The following is a 23,348-nucleotide window of genomic DNA, read 5'->3' as shown; positions in this document are numbered from 1 at the left end:
CCGACGAACTCGATGCGCTCGAGGCCGAACGCACACGAAACTGGCGTTAGTCGCGACGGACGACGAGCCAGAGGGTCGCTGCGAGCGCGGCGAGCGCTGCAAGCGGCGCGAAGCCGGGGACGGTGTCGCCGTCGTCGGTGCCGTCGATCTCGATCGACCCCTCGCGCTCGATCGCGTTCAGGGAGTAGCCGCTCGGATACATGGCCGAGGAGTCCGTAATCTCGAGGGTTTCGTTCGTCGACGGCGCGTCGTCGGCGACCTCGAACGTGAGCGTCGCCGCGGTCTCGGTCGCCTTCGCGCCGTCGCCCTCGGGGACGCGCTCCTGTTCGATCGTCACCGCGCCGGCCTCGTCGTCGATCTCCTCGGTGCCGTCGACCTCGGCGTCGTCGTCGCCCGCGGCGAGCATCGGCCCGTGTTCGACATCGGTGACGGTGAGCACGTCCGAGTCGTACTCGATCGTCGACTCGAGCGCGACGATACCGTTGCCGACGAGGTTCCCGTGGGTGCTCGCCACCAGATCGATCGTCACCTCGTCGCCGTTCTCGGCCTCGAGGTCGCTCGGATCGAACCGAAGAGTCATCGTGCTGTCCATGGCGGCGGCTGATCCAGCGAGGCCGACGACGAGGACGCCGGCGAGTGCGACCGCGAGGACGGCGGAGAGCGCCGTTCGCGTCGGTCCAGTCATTGGGTTTCCGGAACCGTCAGTTCGATCGGATCCATCTCGAGGAACGCCGTTTCGTACCCCTGGTGGCGGGCGATCTGGGGCGGCGCCGTGATCTCGAGCGTGACCGTATCGCCCGGTTCGACCTCCGCGAGCGACGCGCCGTAGTGGTGGCCGTACTCGTCGTCGACCGTCTGCTCGAGATCGAGGGCGTCGTGGACCGTCTCGCCGTCGCGTTCGACCGTCGCGTTCAGGCTCATCTCCGGTAGCGGGACGCGATTGTACGGCGTCCGCGGCGAGACGAGCAGATAGCGGCCGTCCTCGGCGAGTCGGGAGTCGGACTCGAGCAGCGTCGCGAGGACCGCGGCGTCGCCGCTTCGCGGGAGGTCGTCGGTCTCCGCGGGCGGCTCGCCGTTGCCGTCCGCCTCGACGAGGAGCGTGCCGGGGAACGCGTCGACTGCGGGCAACTGCGAGTAGGGGACGTGATGGTGGTCGTGCTCGCCGTGCTCGTGTTCGCCATGTTCGTCGTCGTGATTTCCGTGTTCGCCGTGTTCGTCGTGCTCGCCGTGTTCGTCGTGGCCGCCGTGGTCCATCGGCTCGAGCGCGCCGCGGTCGCCCCACTCGTCCTCGTCGATCCACGTGACGTCGGAGACGTCGTCTCGGAACGCCTGATCGTACTCGAACTCGAAGGACACGGTCTCGTCGTCGGTGAATCGCCCCTCGAGATCGCCGGTCGTTCGGGCCGACAGCGCCGGCAGATCGACCTCGACCTCGTACGTCCCGTCCTCCTCGAGGGAGACGTTGTCGCCGAAGTGAAAGCCCATCTCCTGAGAGATCATCGACCAGGAGTCGCGTTGGTCGACCCGCTCGCCCTCGTAGAAGACTTCGATCGATGCGCCGATATTGGCCGGGAGCACGGTGTCGGTCTCGGGGTCCCAGAGGGAGAACATCATGTGGACGCCGCTCATGTCCTCGGGAAGCTCCCGACTAACGTCGCTGCCGGCGACGGTCCAGAACGAATGCGGGTACGACAGCATCGGCGCGATTCGGTACTCGCCAGCGTCGAGCGACTCGAGCATGATCATCGATTCGCGATGCGTCGGCACGTACACCGCGTCCGGTGGATCCTCGACGGGTTCCCAGAGATCTGCTGGCGCGTCGTCGCCGTTTTCGTCGGTTCGGTCGTCTTCGTCCCCGTTCTCGTCGTCATCGTCGCCGTTGCCGAGACAGCCGGCGAGCGCGAGTGTGCCGGCGGTCGTTCCCGTAAGCGCGAGTACCGTTCGTCGGTCGATGTCGTTGTCCTGCATCTGTGGTATTGTCGTGTGCGTTTCGGTCGTTGGTGGTCGGTGGTCGTCGATCGGTTGTCGGCGGTGGTCGTCGTTCGTCGGTCCTCGTCAGGGACGTCTCGTCTCGCTCGCTCGGCCGGCACTCAGCCCGGATCCGGCGGAGGCAACGCCCGAAGCGAGCGCGGCGGCACCAGAAAGTTCCCGCGTCGGTCGGGGAAGATGTAGCCCGTGATGCCGTTGTTCAGCGACGGCAGGCCGAGGTCGTCGCCCTCCATCGTCTCGCGTACGCGAACAAACGCGTCGATTTCCGCCTGCAGCGAGAGGAAGTGAAGCCCCGGCTCGTCGCCGTCGACGGTGTTGAAGTCCCGTCGCAGCAACAACGGCTCTCCGTCCTCACGGGCTCGAGCGGCCTTCTGGGCGTGGCCGACGACGCCGCTGCGGGCGTCGTCTTCGGTCGCCTCGATGCGCTCGGTCGTCAGCGCCGTCGACGTCGACAGCTTCTCGCCGACCTCGCCGACCAGTTCGTCGTCGGCGTGTTCCGGACTGAACGTCTTCGCGACGCGCATCTCGTGGCTCTCCTGATCGAACCACTGACTGAGCTGAATCCGCATCGAGGAGACGTGTTCGGTCGTCCCGTCGACGAAGGGGCCGTCGTCTATCGTCACCCGATCCTCGGTCGCCTGGCTCTCGTCGAACCCCGAGCGAAAGCCCATGAAGAACGGGGCGTCGTCGGGAACCGAATCGGGAACGCCGCCGAGGGCGGCGTGTTCGGCGGGCAGCCCCTCGCCGACGAACCCGGTCCGCCGACGCTCGTCGACGCGCTCGAAGACGCCGGTCAGGTCGGTCTCGACCGCGAGTCCGTTCAGTTCGTCGTGCTCGCCGAACAGCCCCTCCTCGGCCTCGAGGACGACCTGCGAGTGGTCGCTGGCCAGGTGAAGTAACGCGTCGAACTCGTCGAATTCGTCGACCTCGCCGACGATGGCCGTCGGCTCCGGAAGGTCGACCGATTCGGGGAGCTCCCCGTCGAACCGGTCGAAGTACGCCGGCGTGTAGCCGAGCGTGAAGAGCAGTCCCTCGGTGCTCCACTCGTAGGCGCGCTCGAGGGTCTGTAACGCGTCCTCGACTCGCTCACGGACCTCGTCGGTCGGCTCGCTCGCAAGCGACAGCGCGACCAGCACGTGGTGTTCCGGCGGACTGACGTTCCCGTCGTCGTCCCGCGAGAGGGCCTCGTTCCAGGCGTGCTGGCGCTCCGGCAGCGACTCGGGGTCGTCGGTGCCGGTCGGCACCTCGACCTCGTCGCTTTCGGACGTGCACGCGCTGAGCGCGGTCGCGCCGCCGACGGCTACCAGTGCGCGGAGGTAGTCGCGCCGGGACAGCGCGGACCGATCGGGGAGGGTCACTGGTCGCCACTCAGGGACGCGAACCCCAAAGCATTGCCCTTCGGACCGAATCTACCGTCACCGGTGATCGCACGATTCGACGGATATCGTGGTGGTCATGGCGGTTTCGGTCCGATCACCATCGCCGGCGATCGACGTCGATGTCGTAGATAGCGGAGAATATTTCTGAGTTTTGGCGCTCGAGGCGCGGTGAGCGACTCGAATCGCGGGTCGCGGTTGCGCCGAGAAACCGGTACAGCAGCCCACCCGATACGGACTACTGTACGTCGTTCTGACGCAACCGCGGCCCACCTTGCGGTTGCGCCAAGAAACCGGTACAGCAGCCCGTATCAGTAGTGCCAGGGATACTCGTCGAAGTCGGGATCGCGTCCCTCGACGAACGCGTCGCGGCCCTCCGCGGCCTCGTCGGTCATGTAGCCGAGTCGGGTCGCCTCGCCGGCGAACACCTGCTGGCCGACCATGCCGTCGTCGGTCATGTTGAACGCGTACTTCAGCATCCGCATCGCCGTCGGGCTCTTGGAGTTGATGCGCTCGCCCCACTCGAGGGCGGTCTCCTCGAGTTCGTCGTGGGGGACGGCTTCGTTGACCATGCCCATCTCCGCGGCCTCCTCGGCGTCGTAGGTCTTCCCGAGGAAGAAGACTTCGCGGGCTTTCTTCTGGCCGATCTGTTTGGCGAGATAGGCCGAGCCGAAGCCGGCGTCGTAGCTCGCCACGTCGGGGTCGGTCTGGAGGAACTTCGCGTGCTCCTCGCTCGCGAGCGTGAGGTCACAGACGACGTGCAGCGAGTGACCGCCGCCGACGGCCCAGCCGGGGACGACGCAGACGACGACCTTCGGAATGTGACGGATCAGACGCTGCACCTCGAGGATGTGCAGTCGTCCCTGTTCCGATGCGCGCTCCTCGTCGCCCTCGTATTGGTAGCCGTCCTCGCCGCGGATCGTCTGGTCGCCGCCCGAACAGAACGCCCAGCCGCCGTCTTTCGGCGACGGCCCGTTGCCCGTCAGCAGGATGCAGCCGACGTCGGTCTGGCGCTTGGCGTGGTCCAGCGCGTCGTACAGTTCGTCGACCGTGCCGGGCCGGAACGCGTTGCGAACCTCGGGGCGGTCGAACGCGATTCGAACCGTTCCGGAGTCGACCGCTCGGTGGTAGGTGATGTCGTCGAACTCGTCGTTCAGGGCGGCCGGCTCCCACTGCTCGGCGTCGAAGCATTCCGAAACCATTGGCTCGTGTTTGGTCGGCGGGCCGTGAAATAGATTCGCGTCGCGCGTCGCGTCCCGCGTCCCGCGCTCCGCGTGCCACAGACACGAACTCGCGCTGCGACACACCGTATGGTGCGATCGCCGTCACTCCTCGAGCGACCGATAGCACATCCACCGGGCCACCGACCGGGAACGTCATCCGCGTCGACGTCGTGTCTGTGACCGATGGTACCCGACGACGACCACTCCGAGACCGACACTGCAACCGACGACGGCAACGGCAGCGAAACCGAGACCGCTGCGGACGCGGAGCGAACGACCATCCGCGCCGGCCGAAATTTCGAACAGGAGTACCGCCTCGACGCGAGCGACGCCGGGGAGTTCCTCGTCGCGCTCGGCGAACAGCTCCAGGAGGGTGACGAACTCACGATCAGCGACGACGACGGCGGGTGGGAGCTCCCCTTCGCCTTCGGCGATCCCGTCTCCCTCGAGATCGAGTTCGAGGGAGTGGACGAGCCGGAGCTCGAGATCGAACTCGAGTTACCCGGACGAACCGACGAGACCGGGCCGAAGGTCGAGTAGGTGACATCCGAGAGTCGCCGCTGACGTACCCGACGACGCGGACGACCGAAACGAAAATCGTCCGCGAAACCGCCCTCGAGAGCGCTGCGGAAGCGATCGGATCCGGACCAGCGGCGACAGAGGAGCAACGGTCGATCCACGTTGCAACGAGAGAGAGTCGATTCGCCGTGAGTCGCTTTCGTTTCATCGCCGGAGATGTTCACCGAGGGGAGCATCACCAATTCTGTATATCGATATAGCGTATATTTGTTCGAGGGACGACGCCGTCGTCGGACTCGGTGAGCCGACACATTCGTCGACCGACGCACAGCCGACATTATTTTCACTCCAGATTACATATCGACCGAGCGATGGGCGAGACGTACTACGACGTCCTCGGGGTCGAGTCGGACGCGACCCGCGAGGAGATTCGCTCGGCCTACCGCGAGCGCGTCCTCGAGACCCATCCGGATCACAACGACGCGCCCGACGCCGCCGAGCAGTTCGATCGCGTCTCGACCGCGGAATCGGTGCTCACCGACGGAGCCGAACGCGCCCGCTACGACCGACTCGGCCACGACTCCTACGTGCGTCTTGCAGGGACGACCGCCGGCTCGAGCGGGCCTGATGACTCGAGTTCCCCCTCGCGGTCGACCTCGAGCGACGGTTCCCCGCGAACGGACGCGAGTTCGGATCCGGATTCAGAGGCGGAAACGAAGTCGGCGAACGAGTCCCAGTCCGGGTCCAAAACCGGCGGAGTTCGAGGCGGAACGGCCCGCGGGCGGACGCAGGCGCGGGACGATCGTGACCGACAGCGCCGGCGTGACCGACAGCGCCGGCGCGAGCGCCGACGGGCGCGACAGCGGGCCGCCGCGTGGGCGGCCGGCGGTGAGAGCACGGGCGATGGCGGCTCGGGAGAGGGTATCGGTACCGGCGCCAGTGCCGGTGCTGGTACAGCCGCGACCGGCGCGCGCTCGGCGACGAGAGCGGAAACGGGAACGACCGGCGCGACAACCGGGGGCGACCGTACCCGAGCCGCGACTCGAGGCCGGGCCGCCCCCGACGAGTCGAATTCGAGCTTTCGGTACGCCGTCCACGACTGGGACGGCGAGGTCGAACTCGAGTGGGAAGGGCGACCGCTCACCTACTCGAGCACGACGGCGATCGGCTGTTGCTGGCTGCTCTATCCGGTGTTCGTCGCCTCGAGTCTGACGTCGGCGTTTCCGCTCGCGGCGAACGCGATCGTCACCGCCTGTACCCTGGGGGTGATCGGCTACCTGCTCACGAAGCCCCGTGTCGCGGCCGCGCTGTTCGGAACCTGGAGCGTGCTGTTCCCGTTCGGACTCGACCGACTCGAGACCGTTTCAGCGGGATCGATGATCGGTCTGCTCGCGCTCGCGTTCGCCTGGGTGCCGTTCGGCTACGCGCTCGTGCTCTGGTGGGCGCTTCGGCCGTGACCAAGCGGCGATAGCGACGGGACGGGAACCGTGCGAGCGCCCCACGACTGTACACTGAACCTGTTCGTGACGTTACAGGGACCGGGATAGTTAGGCTGAAGACGCGGCGGTCCTGAACAGGGAGCAATGGATCGATCGTCGGGAGAGCAGCGGCTGACGGAGACGGCCGGCTCCCCAACCGACGGCACGACCGGTCTCGTAAGCGACAGCCGCGAACTCGAGGACGTTTCCTTCGGTGCGATCGTCGACGGCGCCGACGGCTCGCGGGTGCTGTGGACGACGCCCGACGGCCTCGAGGTCGTCGGCTGCGGCGTGGCGGCCCGAGCGACGGCCAGCGGCGGCGACCGGTTCGACCGAATACGAGCGCAGACGGACGAGACGTTCGCGGAACTCGACCACGACGGCCCGCACATCGCCCGTCCGCGCGCGTTCGGCGGCGTTTCCTTTCACGACGGACACGAGCCAGCCGAGCCGTGGACCGGCTTCGACGCGGCCTCGTTCGTCGTTCCGCGGGTGCTGGTCGTCCGCAGCGACGAGGGCACGTGGCTGACGGCCGTCGGGGAGACGGCCGAGGCGACCGCCGATCGACTCGACCGCTGGACCGATCGCATCGCCGACCTGCCGTCGATGCAACCCTCGGGGACGACCCCCGGCATCGCCGCAACTCACCGTCCCACCTCGCGCGAGGACTGGGCCGATCAGGTCGAGACCGCCCTCGGGCGGATCGATCGCGGCGACCTGACGAAGGTCGTCCTCGCCCAATCGCTGTCGGTCGACCTCGAGGAGCCGATCGACGTTCCCGGGATCCTCGAGCGACTGCGACGACGGTATCCGAACTGCTATCGCTTCCTGATCGGCCGCGAGACCGGCGGGACGTTCTTCGGTGCGCCGCCGGAGCGGCTGGTCTCGAAGCGCGGGAACAGCGTCGAGACGGAAGCCCTCGCGGGGTCGGTTCCCCGCGGCGAGACGCCCGAGAAAGACGACGCCTACGCCGACGAGATGCGCGACAGCGAGAAAGTCCAGCACGAACACGGGCTGGTCGGCGAGGCGATCACGGACCAGCTCGAGCCCCTCGCCGCCGAACTCACCGTCGAGGAGCAGACGGTCAAACGGCTGGCGAACATTCAACACCTCCGGACGCCGATTTCGGCGACGCTCGAGGACGACCGACACGTGCTCGAACTCGTCGAGGCGCTGCACCCGACGCCGGCGGTCGGCGGCGTGGCGCCCGCGGCGGCCTGGGAAACGATCCGCGACGTCGAGACGTTCGATCGCGGGTGGTATGCGGCCCCGGTCGGCTGGTTCGACGGCGACGGCGACGGCGAGTTCGCCGTCGGCCTCCGCTCCGGCGTCGCGACGGATCAGCGAGTCACGCTTTTCGCCGGCAACGGCATCGTCGCCGACAGCGATCCCGACGACGAATGGGACGAGGTACAGCTGAAGTTCCGACCGATCCTCGACGAACTCGACTAGCATGTCGGCACCGAACCGCGCGACGCTGTGGGGGCGCGTGCTCGTCGACGAACTCGCAAAGGGGGGCCTTGAGGCCGTCTGTATCGCCCCCGGCAGCCGGTCAACGCCGCTGACGGTCGCCTTCGCCGCCCATCCCGAGATCGACGTCTACTCTCATCTCGACGAGCGCTCGGCGGCGTACTTCGCGCTCGGACGCGCCCGCCGAACCGGCGAGCCGACGGCGCTGGTCTGTACCTCCGGCACCGCGGCGGCGAACTTCCACCCCGCCGTGATGGAGGCCGACCGCGCCCGCGTTCCGCTGCTCGTCCTCACGGCGGACCGACCCCACGAACTCCGGGACAGCGGGGCGAACCAGACCGTCGATCAGGTCAAACTCTACGGCGACGCCGTCCGCTGGGACGCCGAACTCCCCGACCCCGAAGCCGACGAGCGAAAGGTGCGTACCCTCCGGACGACCGCCGCGCGTGCGCTGAGCGAGACGACCGGGACCGAACCCGGCCCGGTACACCTGAACTGCCCGTTCCGAAAACCCCTCGAGCCCCTCGAGGTCGACGGCGCCGTCCCCGACGACTTCGCCGAGACGCTCGCCGGTCGCGGCCGCGAGGGCGCGTTCGTCGAAACCGAATCGGGGACGCAGACGCTCGCGGACGAACAGTACGAGACGCTCCTCGAGGCGCTCAGAACGGCCGATCGGCCGCTGATCGTCGCCGGACCGGCCGACCCGGCCGATCTGGGACGACTCGACCCCGTGACGGTCGTCGACGTGGCCGACCGCGTCGGCGCGCCGATCCTCGCGGATCCGCTCTCTGGTCTCCGGTTCGGCTCGCACGTCGACCGCGACCGCAGCCAGGACGGCGACGGGACGGTCGTCCGTGGCGGCTACGACGGCTACGTCGACGCGCTGTCGGCGCCGGACGTCGTCCTCCGAGTTGGCGCGTCGCCGACGTCGAAGCCGCTACGTCACTTCCTTCGCGACGCTGAGGCGCGCCAGTTCGTCATCGATCCCGCGGGCGCCTGGCGCGAGGCGACGTTCACCGCGACCGACCTGCTCGCGGCCTCGCCCGACGCCGTGTTCGCGGGCCTCGAGGAGCGACTCGAGGACGAGGACGCCGACCCGAACGAGGAGTGGCTCGCCGAGTTCGACGCGGCCGAACGGACCCACTGGCGCGTCCGCAACGCGGCGCTCGAGGCCGACGCGCTCGAGGCCGAGCCCTTCGAGGGCGCGATCCTCGCCGCGGTTCTCGAGCGCGCGCCCGATCCGGCGACCGTCTTCGTCTCGAACAGCATGCCGATTCGTGACGCGGACCGCTTCGGCCGGCCGCGCGACGCCGGCCTCACCGTGCTCGCCAATCGCGGCGCCAGCGGCATCGACGGCATCACCAGCACCGCGCTGGGTGCGGGGAGCGCGACCGACGAACCGCTCGTGCTCGTCACCGGCGACCTCGCCTTCTATCACGACGCGAACGGTCTGCTTGCGGTCGAGCGCTGCGGGGTCGACGCCACGATCGTCCTCCTGAACAACGACGGCGGCGGCATCTTCCACAAGCTTCCGATCGAGGAGTTCGAGCCGCCGTTTACGGACCAGTTCAAGACGCCCCACGGCCTCGAGTTCGACGCGCTCGGCGACCTCTACGGCCTCGAGTTCGAACGCGTCACCCCGGCCGAGTTCGCCGACGCCTACGAGCGCTCGCTCGCGACCGACGGCACGCAGGTGCTCGCCCTCGAGTTCGATTCCGAGGCGAACCACCGGCGACGGGACGCGCTCGCCGCTCGCGTCCGCGACGCGATTCGAGAGTGACGGAGAGCCGACCTCCCTAGCTGTATCGTTCTTCCTCCCACGGATTCGCCGTCTGTGAGTAGCCCCGTCGCTCCCAGTATCCCCGTTCGGATTCCGTGAGAAACTCGACGCCGTCGACCCACTTCGCGCCCTTGTAGGCGTACCTGTGGGGCGTCACGACCCGGAGCGGCCCACCGTGGTCCGCGGGCAGTTGCTCGCCGTCGTACCCCCACGCGAACAGCACCTCCTCGCGCATGCAGTCCTCGAGGGGGAGATCGGTCGTGTAGCCGTCGAGCGCGGAGAACATGACGTGGACCGCGTCGTCGCTGACGCCCGCCAGTTCCGCGAGGACGGGGAACGGAACGCCCGTAAACGGACAGTCGAACTTGCTCCAGCCCGTTACGCAGTGAAAGTCCTGTCGCTGGGTTTCGCTCGGCAGCTCTCGAAACTCCTCCCAGGAGAACGCGAGTTCCTCGTCGACGGCGCCGGTGACGGTGAACTCCCAGCTTTCGGGGTCCCAGGCCGGCGTACCGCTTTTCGAGAGCACCGGAAACTCGGACGTCTCGCGTTGTCCCGGTGGCAGGCGGTCGTCGCCGAACTCGCGGTAGAGCGACGTGGTGTCGATTACGTCGTCCGCGGCGTCGATCGCGTCGTCATCGGTCGTACCGGTCATACAGGTCCGTACGCACGTGCGGGCGTATAGTAGCCACTGAAACGAGCGGCGCGCCGCTCGCGTATCGGTCCGCGTCGCTGTCCGACGATCGAAACTGCGGTGACGGTCTACAGACTGCTCGAGGGCGTGTTCTCGAGCCGTCTGGTCTATTCGACTCCGGAAGCGTGGGTACAGGGCGTCACTCACCGATTCAGTAGGGTTTCACCGCGTATCCACAACCTTCGACAACGGACCGACCAGTTGCCCGTTACTCGCTCGAACGGAACGGTGCAGCGACGCAAGTCGGTATTACCGGGACGCGGAATCGGCTGAAACGGAGCGGAAGGGTTAGCCCGGCGTCACAAGTCGGGGGATTCCCCTCGAAACCCTCGCCATCCCTTAGTACGGTCTCGGCCATGCTTGTCGTGTATGGCGAGTAGACAGCAACAGATGACGGAACGAGACGTCTCGGGACAGGCAGCAGAGGAAGTCAGCGAGGAAGCGATGGGGCCGGCGTTTATCGCGTCGGCCGCCTCGGTCGGTCTCTCGCTGTATTACTTCTTCATCCGCGGCGAACGCGAACTCGGCACGTTCATCGGCCTGTGGCCGCCGACGATCCTCGCGTTCGCGAGTTACTTCAACCAGCGGAAGATGCGCCGCCAACTCGAGACGATCACGCAGCCGGGAACGTCGTTGAAGAACGCGCTCGACTCGATGATGGGGAACCGATAACCGACGCTCGAGACGCGGTATTCGAACCCTGAGACCCGAGACTCTGGACGCTCCCGGAGTCGACGCGCCGATCCCAGTATCGCCACCAGAATAACAACTCTCGTGCCGAGTACGACCACGCGGCCGCCTTCTCGCGTCGGTCGTTTCGACAGTCGCTGAGACGCCGTCGAGTCGTGCGGCTACCGATCTCGTGACCATGGCGTCGGCGGCGGTCGTTCTCGTCGGATGGTGTCCCCGTCAAACCTAAATACCCCCTCGCCGAAAGCCGAATCAGATGCCGAAAGTAGAGATCACTATCCCGGAACACCTCGAGATGCAGATCGCCCAGATGGTCGAACGCGGCGAGTTCGTCAATCGTGAGGAGGCGATCGAAGACCTGCTCTCGACAGGGATCAAGGCCTACAAGACGAGCGGACCGATGGACGAAGAGGAAGGAACAGCCGGCGGAACTGGCCTCGAAGACGACGGTATGATGGGCCACGACGACGAGTACGTCTTCTAATCCCGTATTTCCGTTATCGCGCGCGACCGCGTCAGAGACCCATCGCTACCAGCGGGATTCCGAACACGATAGCGATGCCGATCAGCGCGACGAGGGCGCCGATCCCGACCGCGCGGCCGGAGTAGTCGCTCATCGGCGCGGTCGTTCGTTCGGCCTCGAGGTCGTGTCCGACGTCGGCCGCCGAGTCCTGGTCGGCCGCGGGTTCAGTATCGTCTGCCATACCTCGATGTAGCCGATTCAGTGCCATAAAATCACCTACACGCGACGCCGTCCGGCCCGCGGACTCGAGCGCCTTCGCGCTCCAGAACGTTCTTATCGAATGACCAGTATGACACGAGTAATGCCCTCCACTCCCCACACCACCGATATATCGCGCAGACGGTTGCTGGCCGCCACCGGCGGCTGTCTCTCCGCGTCGGTCGCCGGCTGCGTCGAGGCGATCGAGGGGATCGAGTACGAATCCTCCAGTGACGCAGACGAGAGCGTCTCCAGCGAACCGTACGAGGCGAGCGACGATCTCGAATACGTCTCCGTGCGGGCGCCCGGCGAGATGCCGTTCGTCTTTTCGAGCGCAGACGACGCCGAAGAAGCCGAATACGACGACAGTCCGACCGCCAGAGCGCGAGCGCAATCGACCGTCTTCGTCACGGACGAAGCGGCGGGCGAGTCGCTCTGCATCGACTACGACGGCGACGGCGTCGACGACGCGCGAGCGTTCGTCGACACGACCGACTTCGAGTCACAGACGGTCGTGGTCGAGCAGCGACGGATCGACGACTGCTATCGCCGGGCGCTGGTGAGCGTCTCGGCGCGCGATGACGAGTTTCGAACGCAGTACTGTCGAGAGTTACAGCCGGCGACAGCGCCATGCGACGCCGATGCGACGGAGATGCAGGCGTTTTTCATCCGGGTCGACAGACCGTACAGTGATCGTCCCTCGAGGCGCGGTGGCGGTGAATCAGGATCCTGTCCGGATCGAGTCTGGGACGAAACGGACTCGAGTGGCGAGGACGACGACGACGAGCGCGACGGTGCGGATGGCGGCGGGAACGGCGGCGGACGGAACGGTGAGAATGATAGCGCAGACGATGGAGAGCACGGCGACGAACGAACGGGTGATCGGCGATGACCGACCCCCGGGACCGAAGCCGTGGTCGACGGCGATTTCTCGCAGCCGCTGGAACGCTCGGTACCGTCGCGCTCGCGGGCTGTACCGTGATTCCCTGGATCAGCGACGACGGCGAGACGCATCCGTCGTTTACCGCCGCCGACGCGCGAGTCGTCTTGACGGAAGACGCGCCGACCGTCGAGCCGCCAGTGCCGGTAAACCCCGAGGACGACGCCGTGAGCGACGGTCTCGAGGACATCGACGAACTGCTCGCGGCGCTTCCGGAGCCGCTCGACGCCGAGGCGATCCCCAACGGCGTCGTTCGCGAGTCGATCGTGGACGACCGGGACGCGGCCCGCGAACGGCGAGACGACGTCGAAGCCCGCGTCGACGAGCACAACGGACAAGCGGAAACGAACGGGCAGCTGTACCACGCGCTCCGAACGACGCGCGACGCGCGCGACGACGCCCGCGCGGCCGCGATCGCCGTCGCCGCGATCGACGACCCGTCGGTCGCCGACGAGTTGGAAGCCGAACACGCGACCGTCTCCACTCGGCTCGCGGACCGACGCGGCGTCGAAACCTACCGCGGCGACGACGGCACCGACGAGCGACTCCGCGCCGCGCTGTTTTACGGCCGTCGCGAAGCGGATCTCTCCGAGGTGGACCGACGGCTCGGCCGCTGGGGAGTCAGTTCGAACGACGACGTTACCAATATCGGCTCGGCCGCCGGCGACCTCGAGTTCGCCGCGGCGACGGCCGACGTCTGGGATCACCTCGACGAGCGCCACGACGCGGAACTCGAGGATTCGACCGATCACACAGCCGCGTTCGAGGCGACGATCGAGGAGACGATCGACCGCGTCGAATCGAGCGCGTTCGGCGAACCCCAGGGCGACTGGTTCGACGCGGCTCGTCCCGCCGACCTCGAGGGTTCGGAACTCGAGAACGTGTTGTACGCGGCGGGTCGACCGGCCGAGCGGGCTCGAGACGACCTGTTCGACGCGGACGCGGACGAACGGCTCGGTGCGGGAATCGACGCCGCGATCCGCTTCGAGACGGGACGTCGGGCGTTCGAACGCATCCGCGAGCGAATCGAAGACGGATCGCTCGACGAACTCGAGAGCGCGGCCGAGATTCGCGCCGAGCGAGAAGCGGCGATCGACGCCGCCGAGTCCGCCATCGAATCGATCGACGGGCCGTCCCCCGGCGCGCACGTCCGCTACGAGACGCTTCGGTCCCTCGAGCGCACCGACGACGCGACGGCGCGCGCGGCGGCGAACGATCTCGGCCGAACCGTGTCCCTGCACGGCGAGTTCGAAGACTACGTGCAACTGCGCGCTCGCCTCGAGGCGCTACCCGACGGCGTCGAGGCGGTTCGGTCGCGACTGCTGTAGGCGGCTGCGGCCGCTCGAGTTCGATTCTGACGAACGCGCACGCGCACGCTCGAGTCGGACATGGATCGGGACGAGCGCCACCGGCCGATGCAGGTCACTTTACTATCCCGGGTGCCTACCCTCGTCTAACGACCACATGCTGACAAAGCGAATCATCCCGTGTATCGACGTGGATCTGGACGAGGACGGGAACCCGGCGGTCTACACCGGCGTTCACTTCGAGGACCTCGAGTACACCGGCGATCCGGTCGAGATGGCCAAAGCCTACAACGAATCCGGCGCCGACGAGTTCGTCTTCCTCGACATCACTGCCTCCGCGGAGGGTCGCGAGACGATGCTCGACGTCGTCCGCGACGTCGCCGACGAAGTCTTCATCCCGCTGACCGTCGGCGGCGGCATCCGCACCACCGAGGACATCAAGGAGACGCTGCGAGCCGGCGCCGACAAGGTCTCGATCACGACCGGCGCGCTCGAGCGACCCGAACTGATCAACGAGGGCGCACGCGCCTTCGGCAGCCAGTGTATCGTCATCAGCGTCGACGCGCGACGGCGCTTCGACGAGGGCGGCGAACACTACGTCGAGATCGACGGCGAGTCCTGCTGGTTCGAGTGTACGAAGAAAGGCGGCCGCGAGGGGACCGGAATCGACGTCCTCGAGTGGGCCCGGGAAGCCGAGTCCCGCGGCGCCGGCGAACTCTTCGTCAACTCGATCGACAAGGACGGCACCAAAGACGGCTACGACCTGCCGCTGACGGAGGCCGTCTGCGACGCCGTCGACACGCCGGTTATCGCCTCCTCCGGCTGTGGCGGTCCCGAGCACATGCACGAGGTGTTCACCGAGGCCGACGCCGACGCCGGACTCGCGGCGTCGATCTTCCACTTCGACGAGCATTCGATCGCCGAGGTAAAGGAGTACTTGGACGAGCGGGACGTTCCGGTTCGACTATAGACCGCGAGCGAGGGACGAGCGAGCGGCTTTTTGGTCCAGATTTTTGCGCGAGTGGTGAGTGATGACGTTCCGATTCGACGGGAAATTTGGCCTTCGATCAACGCCGTTCGTTCCGGCATCCAATACGCTTATATCGCCGCGGTCGTGCTCTACTATCAGTGAAGTGGCGGTGTACGTGGTGTGGGAAACCGCACGCCGAGAACGACCCTCCGTGTGACAACTGCGGGCACAACAAGTTCGAGAAAGCGGTGGTCCGCGAGGGCGAAGACGAACGCGAGCGAGAGCGGACAGCGTCCGGAACGGATTCCGGGACGGTCGACACCGGGACCACCTACGTCTGGCGCTGTCAGAACTGCGGCCGCGACCACGTCAAGAACAACCCGCCGTGTGCCCGCTGTGGCAACCACACCCTCGAGAAGACCGAGCAAACGTACGACGACGTCGACCGCGACCTTGACGTCCCCGGCTGGCTCGAGGTCGCCAAACCCTACGCGCCGGTCATCCTCGTCGTCGCCGTCGTCGTCGCGCTGTTCGCGACTGGCATCGTCCCGCTCTCGGTGCTCCCCGGCGTCGGCCAGCCGTCGCCGCCCGACGCTCCCGGCGAGGGAAGCGAGGTGGCAGGGATCGACCTCGAGGCGACCGAAGAGGAGGTCCACGAGCTGCTGGATGCCGACCGGGGTGAGCGGAGCTACGACGGCGGGTTGGCGGCGTTCGCGGAGTACCACAATCGCGCATACGTGGCCCAGGAGTACGGCGACGGTAGTCCCGACGGCGCCGATCTGAGCGATTTCGATCACGACTGCAGCGGGAGGGTAGCCGGCGGACAGCTTCCCGTAGTGGTCTCGATCGACGAGTACGACAGCCAGAGCGCGCTCGCGGAGGCGATTGCCGACGCGCTCACGGCGAACCAGGAAGTGACGGACGACGAGTTCAGCAGTGAGGGTCTCGATATCCACGTCGTCGACGAATCGGTCTACGTGTTCTACGTCGCCTGCTAGGCCGTCCGAACGCGGACGGGAACGGCTCGCGGTCGACTCGAGGACGCCCGCACTTGCGACCGGGCTCGATTGGGTTAAGTGGGAGACTGAACAGTAGGATATCCATGCATCGTCGTCGCGTACTCGCCGCCGTCACCGGAGTCAGCCTTTCTGGACTCGCCGGCTGTGCGGCTCCGCAACTCGAGCGCCATCCGTTCGCGGACCGAACCGTTACGGTTCGGGTCGACGACGAGAGCGAAACGCCACACGACGTTCACGCCGTCGCTCGCGAGGCCCTCGAGTATTGGACCGAACACGCGGCGGTCTACGCCGGCTTTGCGGTCGATTTCGACGTCGTCTCGGGCGGCGTCGCCGGCTCTGATTCAGATTTCGATTCTGATTCCGATTCCGATTCCAATCCTGACCCCGACGTCCGCCTGCGCTTCGTCGACCAGCCCGACGACTGCCGCGGCGTCGAGAACTACAGCGAGCGCGTTCTGGGCTGTGCGCCGCTGCTCAGGCCCGGATACCGCCTCCCGTCCACGGTGGAGGCGATCGTGGTCGCCGCGTCCCGGCCGGTCGGGAAGATCGGTATCACGACGAAACACGAACTCGGCCACCTCCTTGGCCTCGGGCACGACGACGAGCCACAGGAGATCATGTCCCACGATCCCGAGCGACGGATCCCGCAGTACGCCCTGCGAACCGAACTGTGGTCCGACGTCCTCGAGGCCAAAGAAAGCGCACAGCGGGCCGGCATCAGGTTCGACGCGGGGAGAACCGCGTGGAACGCGGGTCGCTACGGCGACGCCGAACCGGCGTTTCGGGACGCGACCGACGGATTCGACGGCGCACGAACCCGGTTCGAATCGATCCACGACCGAAGCGACGCGTTCGCGACCGATCCGCGCGTCGAGACGGTCGACCTCGAGGGGCTTCGCGGGCACCTCGAGGGACTCCGCGAGCGAATGACCCTCGCAGCGGCGGCCGCAGAAGCGATGGCGGAGTCGGCTAACGCGGCGGCCGATGAGGATCACGCGACCGCGGCGAGCCGGCAATCGGCCGCAAACGAGTATCTCCGCGCGTTCGACGCGATTTCGTCGCCCGAGCTCCGTGATATCGCGATCGCGCTCGGACTCGTCCGCGGCTTCGACCGCGACGAGCCGGTGGTCGACGTCGGTGTCGACGGCGATAGCGACGGAGACGCCACTCGAGACGAGTGAGAAGCGATCAAAACGGGAGACGAACGCTCGAGTCGCCTCGACGAGAGGCGGGCCCGATCAGGCCGCCGCTTCGAACGCGTCGCGGAAGGAGACTGCCTTTTCGCGGACGGTGACGGCCGCGTCCTCGAGCGCCTCGAGCGGGTCGACGCCGCCTTCGGTCTTGATCGTCAGAATCGGTTCGGTCTGGCCGCCCGACTGTTCGGGGTTGACGTCGTAGGTGGCGGCGCTGACGTTCTCGTGTTCGAGCAGTGCTCCCTTGAGGACGTTCATGAAGGTGTGGTCCTCGCCGGCGATTTCGATCGAGAGTTCGTCCTCGGTGCTCTCGGTGACCCGCAGTTCCATACCACCTCATCCGGCCGTCGGCCGCTTGTACCTTTCTGTTCGGCCGTCGTCCTCGAGGGCGAACACGACGGATGTAAATCCATATACAGCCGCGCTCGAACCACTGCGTATGCTCTCGTCTGCGACGCTGCTCTCGGTGCTCCTCTCGGTCGTCCTGCCGCTTTCGATCGTGGCGGCCGCGCTGGGGTCGCTCGTCGCGGTCAGGCGACTCCACCGGACCGAGCGCCGCTGGGGCGACGTCGCGCGCTCGCGACTCGTAATGGGCGTGCCGTGGGGGTCGTTGCTCGTGATCGCGCTGGTCTTCTGCGTCTACCTCTTCGTCCAGGACGGAATCACGGATTTCAGCGATCCGGTGACCCTTCCCTACCGCGCGTACTCGTACTTCTACCCGCTCGGAATGCTGACGGCGTCGTTCTCTCACGCGGGGCCGGACCACCTCCTCGGGAACCTCGCCGGGGCCGCTGTCGTCGCTCCCATCGCGGAGTACGCCTGGAGCCACTACCCCGACGAGCGCGGTGAGGGGACGTTCACGTCGCTGTGGACGAACCCCTGGCTCCGCGCGCTGGTGATCTTCCCCGGAATCGTCGTCGCGATCACGATCGGGACGAGTTTCTTCGCGCTCGGACCCGTGATCGGCTTCTCGGGAGTCGTCTTCGCGTTCGCCGCCTTCGCGCTGGTCCACTACCCGATCGTCACGATCGTCGGCGTACTCGGCGTCCAGAGCGTACTGTTGACCGTCTACCGCGCGCTGCAGGTTCCCGTTGGCGTCTACGTCGCCCAGCCGAGTCCGCCGTCAGCGCCCTCCTGGGCCGGCATCGCCATTCAGGGTCACGCCCTCGGTTTCTTCGTCGGTCTCGTCCTCGGCATCGCGGTGCTTCGTGCGCGCGGCCAGCGTCCCGACGCGCTTCGAGTCTGGCTCGCGATCCTGCTGTACGCCTTCGCGCAGGGACTCTGGCAGATCTACTGGTTCGGCGGCGGCAACGTCTACGTTCTCCTGCAAGGACCCGGCGTCCTGATCGTCCTCGTGCTCGCCGTAGTGATCACAGCCGCGCTCGTCGCCAGCGACCGACCGCTGCTTCCGCGACGGGGCGATCGGTCCCCGATCGATCGACCGCTCGAGCTCGCCCGCGCCGACGGCGGCCGCGGCGGTCACGGCGCCGACGACGGCGAACTCGACCGACGCGACGGCCCCGACGGCGGAACGGCTATCGGCGCGCGACTCGAGCGAATCAGTTCGCTCGCGACGCCCGCCGGACCGACGACGGGGATAGCGGGCCTCGGCAGACGGAAGACGGCGACGGTCGTCGTCCTCGCGGTCTTCGCGATCCTCGTGGGAGTGGCGATTCCGATCAATCTCTTCGTGCTCGAGGATCCGACGGTCGGCGACGATCCCGAGGCGGCGGTCGAGATCGAGGACTACACGGTGCAGTACGCCGAAGACGTCGAGAACGCGATGGTGTCGCCCGTCCAGATCGGTCCGTTGACCGACGTTCTCGGCGGGGCGTTCGAATCCAGCGGGGTGATCGTCACCAGCGAAGAGCGCCAGCTGTGGGTCGAGGCCGTGCCGGCGGACGCGCTGGCGTTTTCGGGCGAGACGGAGGTCACCGTTGGCGGCCCCGGCTGGCGCGAGAGCGTCCACGTCGAGCGAACCGGCTGGACGCCGGTCGGCAACGATACCGTCTACCAGGTCGAGATCTGGGCCGAGGGGGAGGAGCCACAACTGGCTCACCAGTCCGAGGCCGCACGGGCCGACGTTCGGATCGACGACCGGATCGTCACCGTCGACGTCGACGACGACGGCTTCGTCCTCGAGGTCGAGTTGCCAAACGGCGCCGTCGAGACTGCATCGCTGCCGACCGAGAACGAATCGACGTCGGCCGGGGGCCTCGAATTCGAGCGCGACGACGAGACGATCCACGCCGGCGCGGACGGGACGAGGGCCGCAGTCGCGACCGAAGAGACGTACGGATAGGGAACGGCCGGGATAATGGCCCCATTCGGCCGGATAAGCGCCCCGTACGCGGGTTTCGACGCTCGAGAGAAACGGCGACGGCGGTCGAACGGCCGCTGTTCGACCGGTGAGCCGCCCGATCGAACTCGAGCCGATGCGGTCGTCGGTCTATCGGCCGAAGACATTTGCCGGGAGGACAATCATCAGTAGCTGACTGTTTCCGACGAGGGGGACCGCCTCGTTCGGAGCCGATTCATCAGTATTGACGACCGTTGTCGTCGAATTACAGTGTTGCGTGGCGAACGGTCCGGCGGTGGGTAGCGACGGGATTAACGACGCCATGGCGGGCGAGAAGCCGGAGAGAAACAATAGCCGGAGCGGTGGTTCGTCCGACCGAGTTGACTCCGGACCGATGAGTACCCATTTACCCCGCCAGACGACCACTCCGGACGGCCAGCCGAGCACCGACGCCGATCGACGAGTCGCCGTCCGATTTTCGGACGTGACACACGAGTACGGCTCGAGCGGGCGCGGCGACGACCGGACGGTGACGGCCCTGCGAGACGTCTCGTTCGACGTCCGCGCCGGCGAGATCGTCGGCCTCGAGGGACCGAGCGGGAGCGGGAAGTCGACGATCCTGCACGCGGTCAGCGGGCTGTTAGTCCCCGCTGAAGGGAGCATCGAACTCCACGGGACGGATCTCACGGCCCTCTCGGACGCGGAGCGGACGCGACTTCGTCGGCGCCACGTCGGGATCGTCTTTCAGCGGTTTCACCTCTTGCCGTCGCTGTCCGCGCGAGCGAACGTCGCTCTGCCGCTCGTCCAGGCCGGCGTCCCCCGGAAGACGCGCCGCGAACGCGCCGAGTCGCTCCTCGAGGAGGTCGGACTCGGCGACCGAATCACGCACCTCCCTGGCGAGCTCAGCGGCGGCGAGCGCCAGCGCGTCGCCATCGCGCGGGCGCTCGTCACGGATCCGGACGTGATCGTCGCCGACGAGCCGACGGGCGAACTGGACACGGCGACCGGCGCGAGCGTCCTCGAGTTGCTGACCGATATCGGACGCGACCGGGCGATGGTGGTCGCCTCCCACGACGACGAGACGCTGGCCGTCGCCGATCGCGTGGTGACGCTTCGAGACGGGCGGGTGGTCGTGAATGAGGGATGACGGGTCGTTCGACCCGGACCGCACAGGAACTCGACGGACTCGCTGGCGTGGCCTCCTCGGCGTCTCGGTCGTCCGGCTCTGGCGGCGCGCGACCGGAACCAGCTCCCGTCGTCTCGTGGCGACCGTCGGAGCCGTCGCGCTGACGATCGCGCTGCTGGTCGTCATCACCGGCGTCGCACTGGGGCTCGCCGACGGCGGGACGCTCGACGACGACGATGCGGACGTTCGAATCGAACCCGAAGAGAGCGAGTCGCTGTCCGCCGTCGACGGAGTGGAGGGGACGCGACTCGGTTCGGCGAACGAGCGCGCGGCGACCATCGCCGACGAAGACGGCGTCGACCACGCCTCGCCGGTGCTCGTCGAACCGGTCGAACTCGAGTCGGCCGACGGCGAGGATGCGAAACGAGTGCTCCTCGTCGGCGTCGTCCCCGACGGCGAGCCCCGAACCGTCGCCGGCCTCCCGGCGGACGAACTCGAGTCGGGAGATGCACACTACGCGAACGGCTCCTACGACGGACCGCGACAGGACGAGATCGTTCTCTCGTCGGCCGCCGCCAACGCGCTCGCGGCCGAGGACGGGGACGAACTGTCGCCGAGTACGGCCCACGTTCCCGAGGGGCTTCCCTCGCCGTCGATCACGGTGAACGCGGTCGAAGACGCGGGCGACGGCGACGACGAGACGCCGGTTGCACTCGTTCACCTGAGCGAACTGCAGACTCTCTCGGGTGCGGACAACGGCGAACTGGCCGATCGAGTGCTGGTCTGGAGCGACGATGACGCCGACGAGGCGGCCGTCGCCGCGTCCGAATCCGCGTACCCCGACGCGGCCGTCGAACCGATCGACCGAACGAACCCGTCGGCGCTGTTCGGCGACAGTCTGGCGTTCGCGACGAGCCTGCTCGCGTTGCTCGTCGGCGTCGTGATCTGTGCCTCCTTCGTCGCGACGACGGCGGGGATGACGGTCAACGAGGACCGACGCACGCTCGCCGTCCTCGAGTCGGTCGGCTACACCACCCGCAGTCGCCTCTCGATCGTCGCGGTCTCGACGCTGCTGACGACGCTGCTCGGCGCGCTCGTCGGCGTCGTCCTCGGAATCGGCGGCATCTACGCCGTTAACGCGATCGCGGCCGCGACCGTCGCGCCGGGTGCCGTCGCCGCGGTCCACCCGATATTCGTCCCCTACGCGCTCGTCGTCGCACTGATCGCCGGACTGGTCGCGACGCCGTATCCGCTGGTGGTCGCGGCGCGCACGTCCGTTCTCCAGGAGGTGGGACGATGAGTTCGCGGCTGCGTCGCGGAGCGACCCGACTGCGGGCCGTGATCGGTCTGGCCGTCGCCCAGCTTCGACGCTCGCCGAGTCGAACCGTCATCACCGTCTTCGCGGTCTCGCTCGCGGTGCTCTCGGTGACGCTGCTCGCGAGTCTCGGCGTCGGCGTCGTCTCGACCGGCGAGGACGGCCTCGAGAACGCCGGCCGAGACATCTGGATCTCGAGCGACCCGATCGATCCCGCGGCCAGCGGGACCGAGAATCCGATCGTCGGCGCACACACCGTCTCGGCCGAGATGACCGCACGCGACGATGTCAGTTCCGCCGCACCGATCGCGGTTCACGAACTCTACGTCGGCGACGGCGACGGCGACCTCGAGCGAACGTCCGCGGTCGGCGTCCACGAGACCCACGACGGGTTCGGCTTCGAGGAGGGCGCGGGCTTCAAAACCGAGATGAACCACTCCGAAGAGGACTACTCGATCGCCGATCGACCCGACGGCCCGACCGAGGAGGAGATCGTCCTCGAGCCCGGTACGGCCGATGCGCTCGGCGTCTCGGTCGGGGATACGGTCACCATCGGAACGAGCCGCGAGACCGTCGAAGACAACGAGTTCACCGTCGTCGGGATCGCCTCCTACTACTCGCAGTTTCTGGGAACCGACGTCGAGACCGTTCCGCTGACCGACCTGCAGGCGATCGCCGGAACGGCCGGCACCGATCGAGCGACGTTCATCACCGCGAGCGTCGAGGACGACGCCGACACCGAGGCCGTCGCCGCGGAGCTCGACGAGGAGTACGCGGCCTACGACGTTCGCCCCAGCGACGAGCAGGTCGGCGCGATGGTCGAGGAGCGACCGCTGGTCCTCGCGAGCGGCGCGACGCTGATCGGCCTCGCCGTGGTCGGCGGCATCGTCCTCACGATCAACCTGTTCGCGCTCGTGGCCTACCAGCAGCGAGACGAACTCGCCGCCCTTCGGGCGATCGGCCTCTCGCGGTGGGTGCTCGCGGGCACGATCGGCGCACAGGGACTGGTTATCGGCCTGCTGGGCGGGCTGGTCGGACTCGCCGCGACGCCGCTTCTCGCGGCCGGGTTCAACCGGCTCGCGGGGGCGCTCGTCGGCTTCGACTCGCTGTTGCAGACGCCGGTCGAAGTCTACCTCGCCGGCTTCGCACTCGCGTTGGTCCTCGGCTCGGTCGTCGCGTTGCTCACCGGCTGGCGAGCGGGCCGGTACGCGCGACTCGATCGACTCGAGGCCTAACAGTCGG

At 67.5% G+C, this 23,348-nt stretch carries 22 protein-coding genes; 15 read left to right on the top strand and 7 right to left on the bottom strand.

The window, feature by feature from the left end; translation table 11 throughout:
• Positions 1–46: 46 nt before the first annotated feature.
• From C493_RS00510 to C493_RS00495, 4 genes are all read right to left on the bottom strand, one after another.
• Positions 47–685, bottom strand: a complete 639-nt coding sequence (locus C493_RS00510; RefSeq protein ID WP_007257420.1) for a cohesin domain-containing protein — start codon at positions 683–685, stop codon at positions 47–49.
• Positions 682–1,968, bottom strand: coding sequence for a DUF7350 domain-containing protein (locus C493_RS00505; protein WP_007257419.1), 1,287 nt, complete (start codon positions 1,966–1,968; stop codon positions 682–684). The genes C493_RS00510 and C493_RS00505 overlap by 4 nt, the downstream gene beginning before the upstream one ends.
• Positions 1,969–2,090: 122 nt before the next feature.
• Positions 2,091–3,347, bottom strand: coding sequence for a DUF7405 family protein (locus C493_RS00500; protein ID WP_007257418.1), 1,257 nt, complete (start codon positions 3,345–3,347; stop codon positions 2,091–2,093).
• Positions 3,348–3,676: 329 nt separating this feature from the next.
• Entirely contained in the window at positions 3,677–4,567 is an 891-nt protein-coding gene (locus tag C493_RS00495) for a 1,4-dihydroxy-2-naphthoyl-CoA synthase (RefSeq protein WP_007257417.1), read from the bottom strand.
• A gap of 204 nt (positions 4,568–4,771) precedes the next feature.
• On the opposite strand from C493_RS00495, the gene C493_RS00490 reads away from it, so the two are divergent.
• From C493_RS00490 to menD, 4 genes are all read left to right on the top strand, one after another.
• Positions 4,772–5,128: an amphi-Trp domain-containing protein gene (locus C493_RS00490; RefSeq protein WP_007257416.1), complete on the top strand. Its 357-nt coding sequence runs from the start codon at positions 4,772–4,774 to the stop codon at positions 5,126–5,128.
• Positions 5,129–5,478: 350 nt separating this feature from the next.
• Positions 5,479–6,564 (top strand): J domain-containing protein, encoded by a 1,086-nt coding sequence (locus C493_RS00485; RefSeq protein ID WP_007257415.1) that lies wholly within the window; start codon positions 5,479–5,481, stop codon positions 6,562–6,564.
• Between the two features lie 126 nt (positions 6,565–6,690).
• Entirely contained in the window at positions 6,691–8,037 is a 1,347-nt protein-coding gene (locus tag C493_RS00480; protein ID WP_007257414.1) for an isochorismate synthase, read from the top strand.
• A 1-nt stretch (position 8,038) separates the two neighbouring features.
• A complete protein-coding gene (menD, locus tag C493_RS00475) occupies positions 8,039–9,835 on the top strand; it encodes a 2-succinyl-5-enolpyruvyl-6-hydroxy-3-cyclohexene-1-carboxylic-acid synthase (RefSeq protein ID WP_007257413.1) in 1,797 nt (598 codons plus the stop codon).
• Between the two features lie 16 nt (positions 9,836–9,851).
• On the opposite strand, the gene C493_RS00470 is transcribed toward menD, so the two are convergent.
• Positions 9,852–10,487, bottom strand: a complete 636-nt coding sequence (locus C493_RS00470) for a sulfite oxidase-like oxidoreductase (protein WP_007257412.1) — start codon at positions 10,485–10,487, stop codon at positions 9,852–9,854.
• Positions 10,488–10,895: 408 nt separating this feature from the next.
• Here C493_RS00470 and C493_RS00465 point away from each other — a divergent pair, with 408 nt between their 5' ends.
• Both C493_RS00465 and C493_RS00460 read left to right on the top strand, forming a co-directional pair.
• Complete coding sequence (locus C493_RS00465) at positions 10,896–11,198, top strand: hypothetical protein (RefSeq protein ID WP_049889049.1); 303 nt, start codon at positions 10,896–10,898, stop codon at positions 11,196–11,198.
• A 274-nt stretch (positions 11,199–11,472) separates the two neighbouring features.
• Positions 11,473–11,700 carry a ribbon-helix-helix domain-containing protein gene (locus C493_RS00460; protein ID WP_007257410.1) on the top strand — a complete coding sequence of 76 codons (228 nt, stop codon included), beginning with the start codon at positions 11,473–11,475 and terminating at the stop codon, positions 11,698–11,700.
• Positions 11,701–11,731: 31 nt separating this feature from the next.
• On the opposite strand, the gene C493_RS00455 is transcribed toward C493_RS00460, so the two are convergent.
• On the bottom strand, positions 11,732–11,920 hold the full coding sequence (locus C493_RS00455; RefSeq protein ID WP_007257409.1) for a DUF7550 family protein: 189 nt from the start codon (positions 11,918–11,920) through the stop codon (positions 11,732–11,734).
• Between the two features lie 120 nt (positions 11,921–12,040).
• Between C493_RS00455 and C493_RS00450 the strand changes: the two genes are divergently transcribed.
• From C493_RS00450 to C493_RS00430, 5 genes are all read left to right on the top strand, one after another.
• Positions 12,041–12,829 carry a hypothetical protein gene (locus C493_RS00450; protein ID WP_152421068.1) on the top strand — a complete coding sequence of 263 codons (789 nt, stop codon included), beginning with the start codon at positions 12,041–12,043 and terminating at the stop codon, positions 12,827–12,829.
• Positions 12,826–14,205, top strand: a complete 1,380-nt coding sequence (locus C493_RS00445; RefSeq protein WP_007257407.1) for a hypothetical protein — start codon at positions 12,826–12,828, stop codon at positions 14,203–14,205. The genes C493_RS00450 and C493_RS00445 overlap by 4 nt, the downstream gene beginning before the upstream one ends.
• Positions 14,206–14,341: 136 nt before the next feature.
• Positions 14,342–15,154 carry an imidazole glycerol phosphate synthase subunit HisF gene (hisF, locus tag C493_RS00440; protein WP_007257406.1) on the top strand — a complete coding sequence of 271 codons (813 nt, stop codon included), beginning with the start codon at positions 14,342–14,344 and terminating at the stop codon, positions 15,152–15,154.
• 158 nt (positions 15,155–15,312) lie between these two features.
• Entirely contained in the window at positions 15,313–16,152 is an 840-nt protein-coding gene (locus C493_RS00435; protein WP_049889048.1) for a hypothetical protein, read from the top strand.
• Positions 16,153–16,256: 104 nt separating this feature from the next.
• Entirely contained in the window at positions 16,257–17,354 is a 1,098-nt protein-coding gene (locus C493_RS00430; RefSeq protein WP_007257404.1) for a hypothetical protein, read from the top strand.
• A gap of 57 nt (positions 17,355–17,411) precedes the next feature.
• On the opposite strand, the gene C493_RS00425 is transcribed toward C493_RS00430, so the two are convergent.
• Positions 17,412–17,696 (bottom strand): DNA-directed RNA polymerase subunit L, encoded by a 285-nt coding sequence (locus C493_RS00425; protein ID WP_007257403.1) that lies wholly within the window; start codon positions 17,694–17,696, stop codon positions 17,412–17,414.
• 109 nt (positions 17,697–17,805) lie between these two features.
• On the opposite strand from C493_RS00425, the gene C493_RS00420 reads away from it, so the two are divergent.
• From C493_RS00420 to C493_RS00405, 4 genes are all read left to right on the top strand, one after another.
• Positions 17,806–19,668, top strand: coding sequence for a rhomboid family intramembrane serine protease (locus tag C493_RS00420; RefSeq protein WP_007257402.1), 1,863 nt, complete (start codon positions 17,806–17,808; stop codon positions 19,666–19,668).
• 391 nt (positions 19,669–20,059) lie between these two features.
• Entirely contained in the window at positions 20,060–20,812 is a 753-nt protein-coding gene (locus C493_RS00415) for an ABC transporter ATP-binding protein (protein WP_007257401.1), read from the top strand.
• Positions 20,802–22,091, top strand: a complete 1,290-nt coding sequence (locus C493_RS00410; RefSeq protein WP_007257400.1) for an ABC transporter permease — start codon at positions 20,802–20,804, stop codon at positions 22,089–22,091. The genes C493_RS00415 and C493_RS00410 overlap by 11 nt, the downstream gene beginning before the upstream one ends.
• Complete coding sequence (locus C493_RS00405) at positions 22,088–23,341, top strand: ABC transporter permease (RefSeq protein WP_007257399.1); 1,254 nt, start codon at positions 22,088–22,090, stop codon at positions 23,339–23,341. Before C493_RS00410 ends, C493_RS00405 begins: the two co-directional genes overlap by 4 nt.
• Positions 23,342–23,348 lie beyond the last annotated feature (7 nt).

The organism is Natronolimnohabitans innermongolicus JCM 12255 (assembly GCF_000337215.1).
Classification (GTDB): domain Archaea; phylum Halobacteriota; class Halobacteria; order Halobacteriales; family Natrialbaceae; genus Natronolimnohabitans; species Natronolimnohabitans innermongolicus.
The sequence above is the reverse complement of the archived record's forward strand: the minus strand, read 5'-3'. Positions and strand labels throughout refer to the sequence as shown.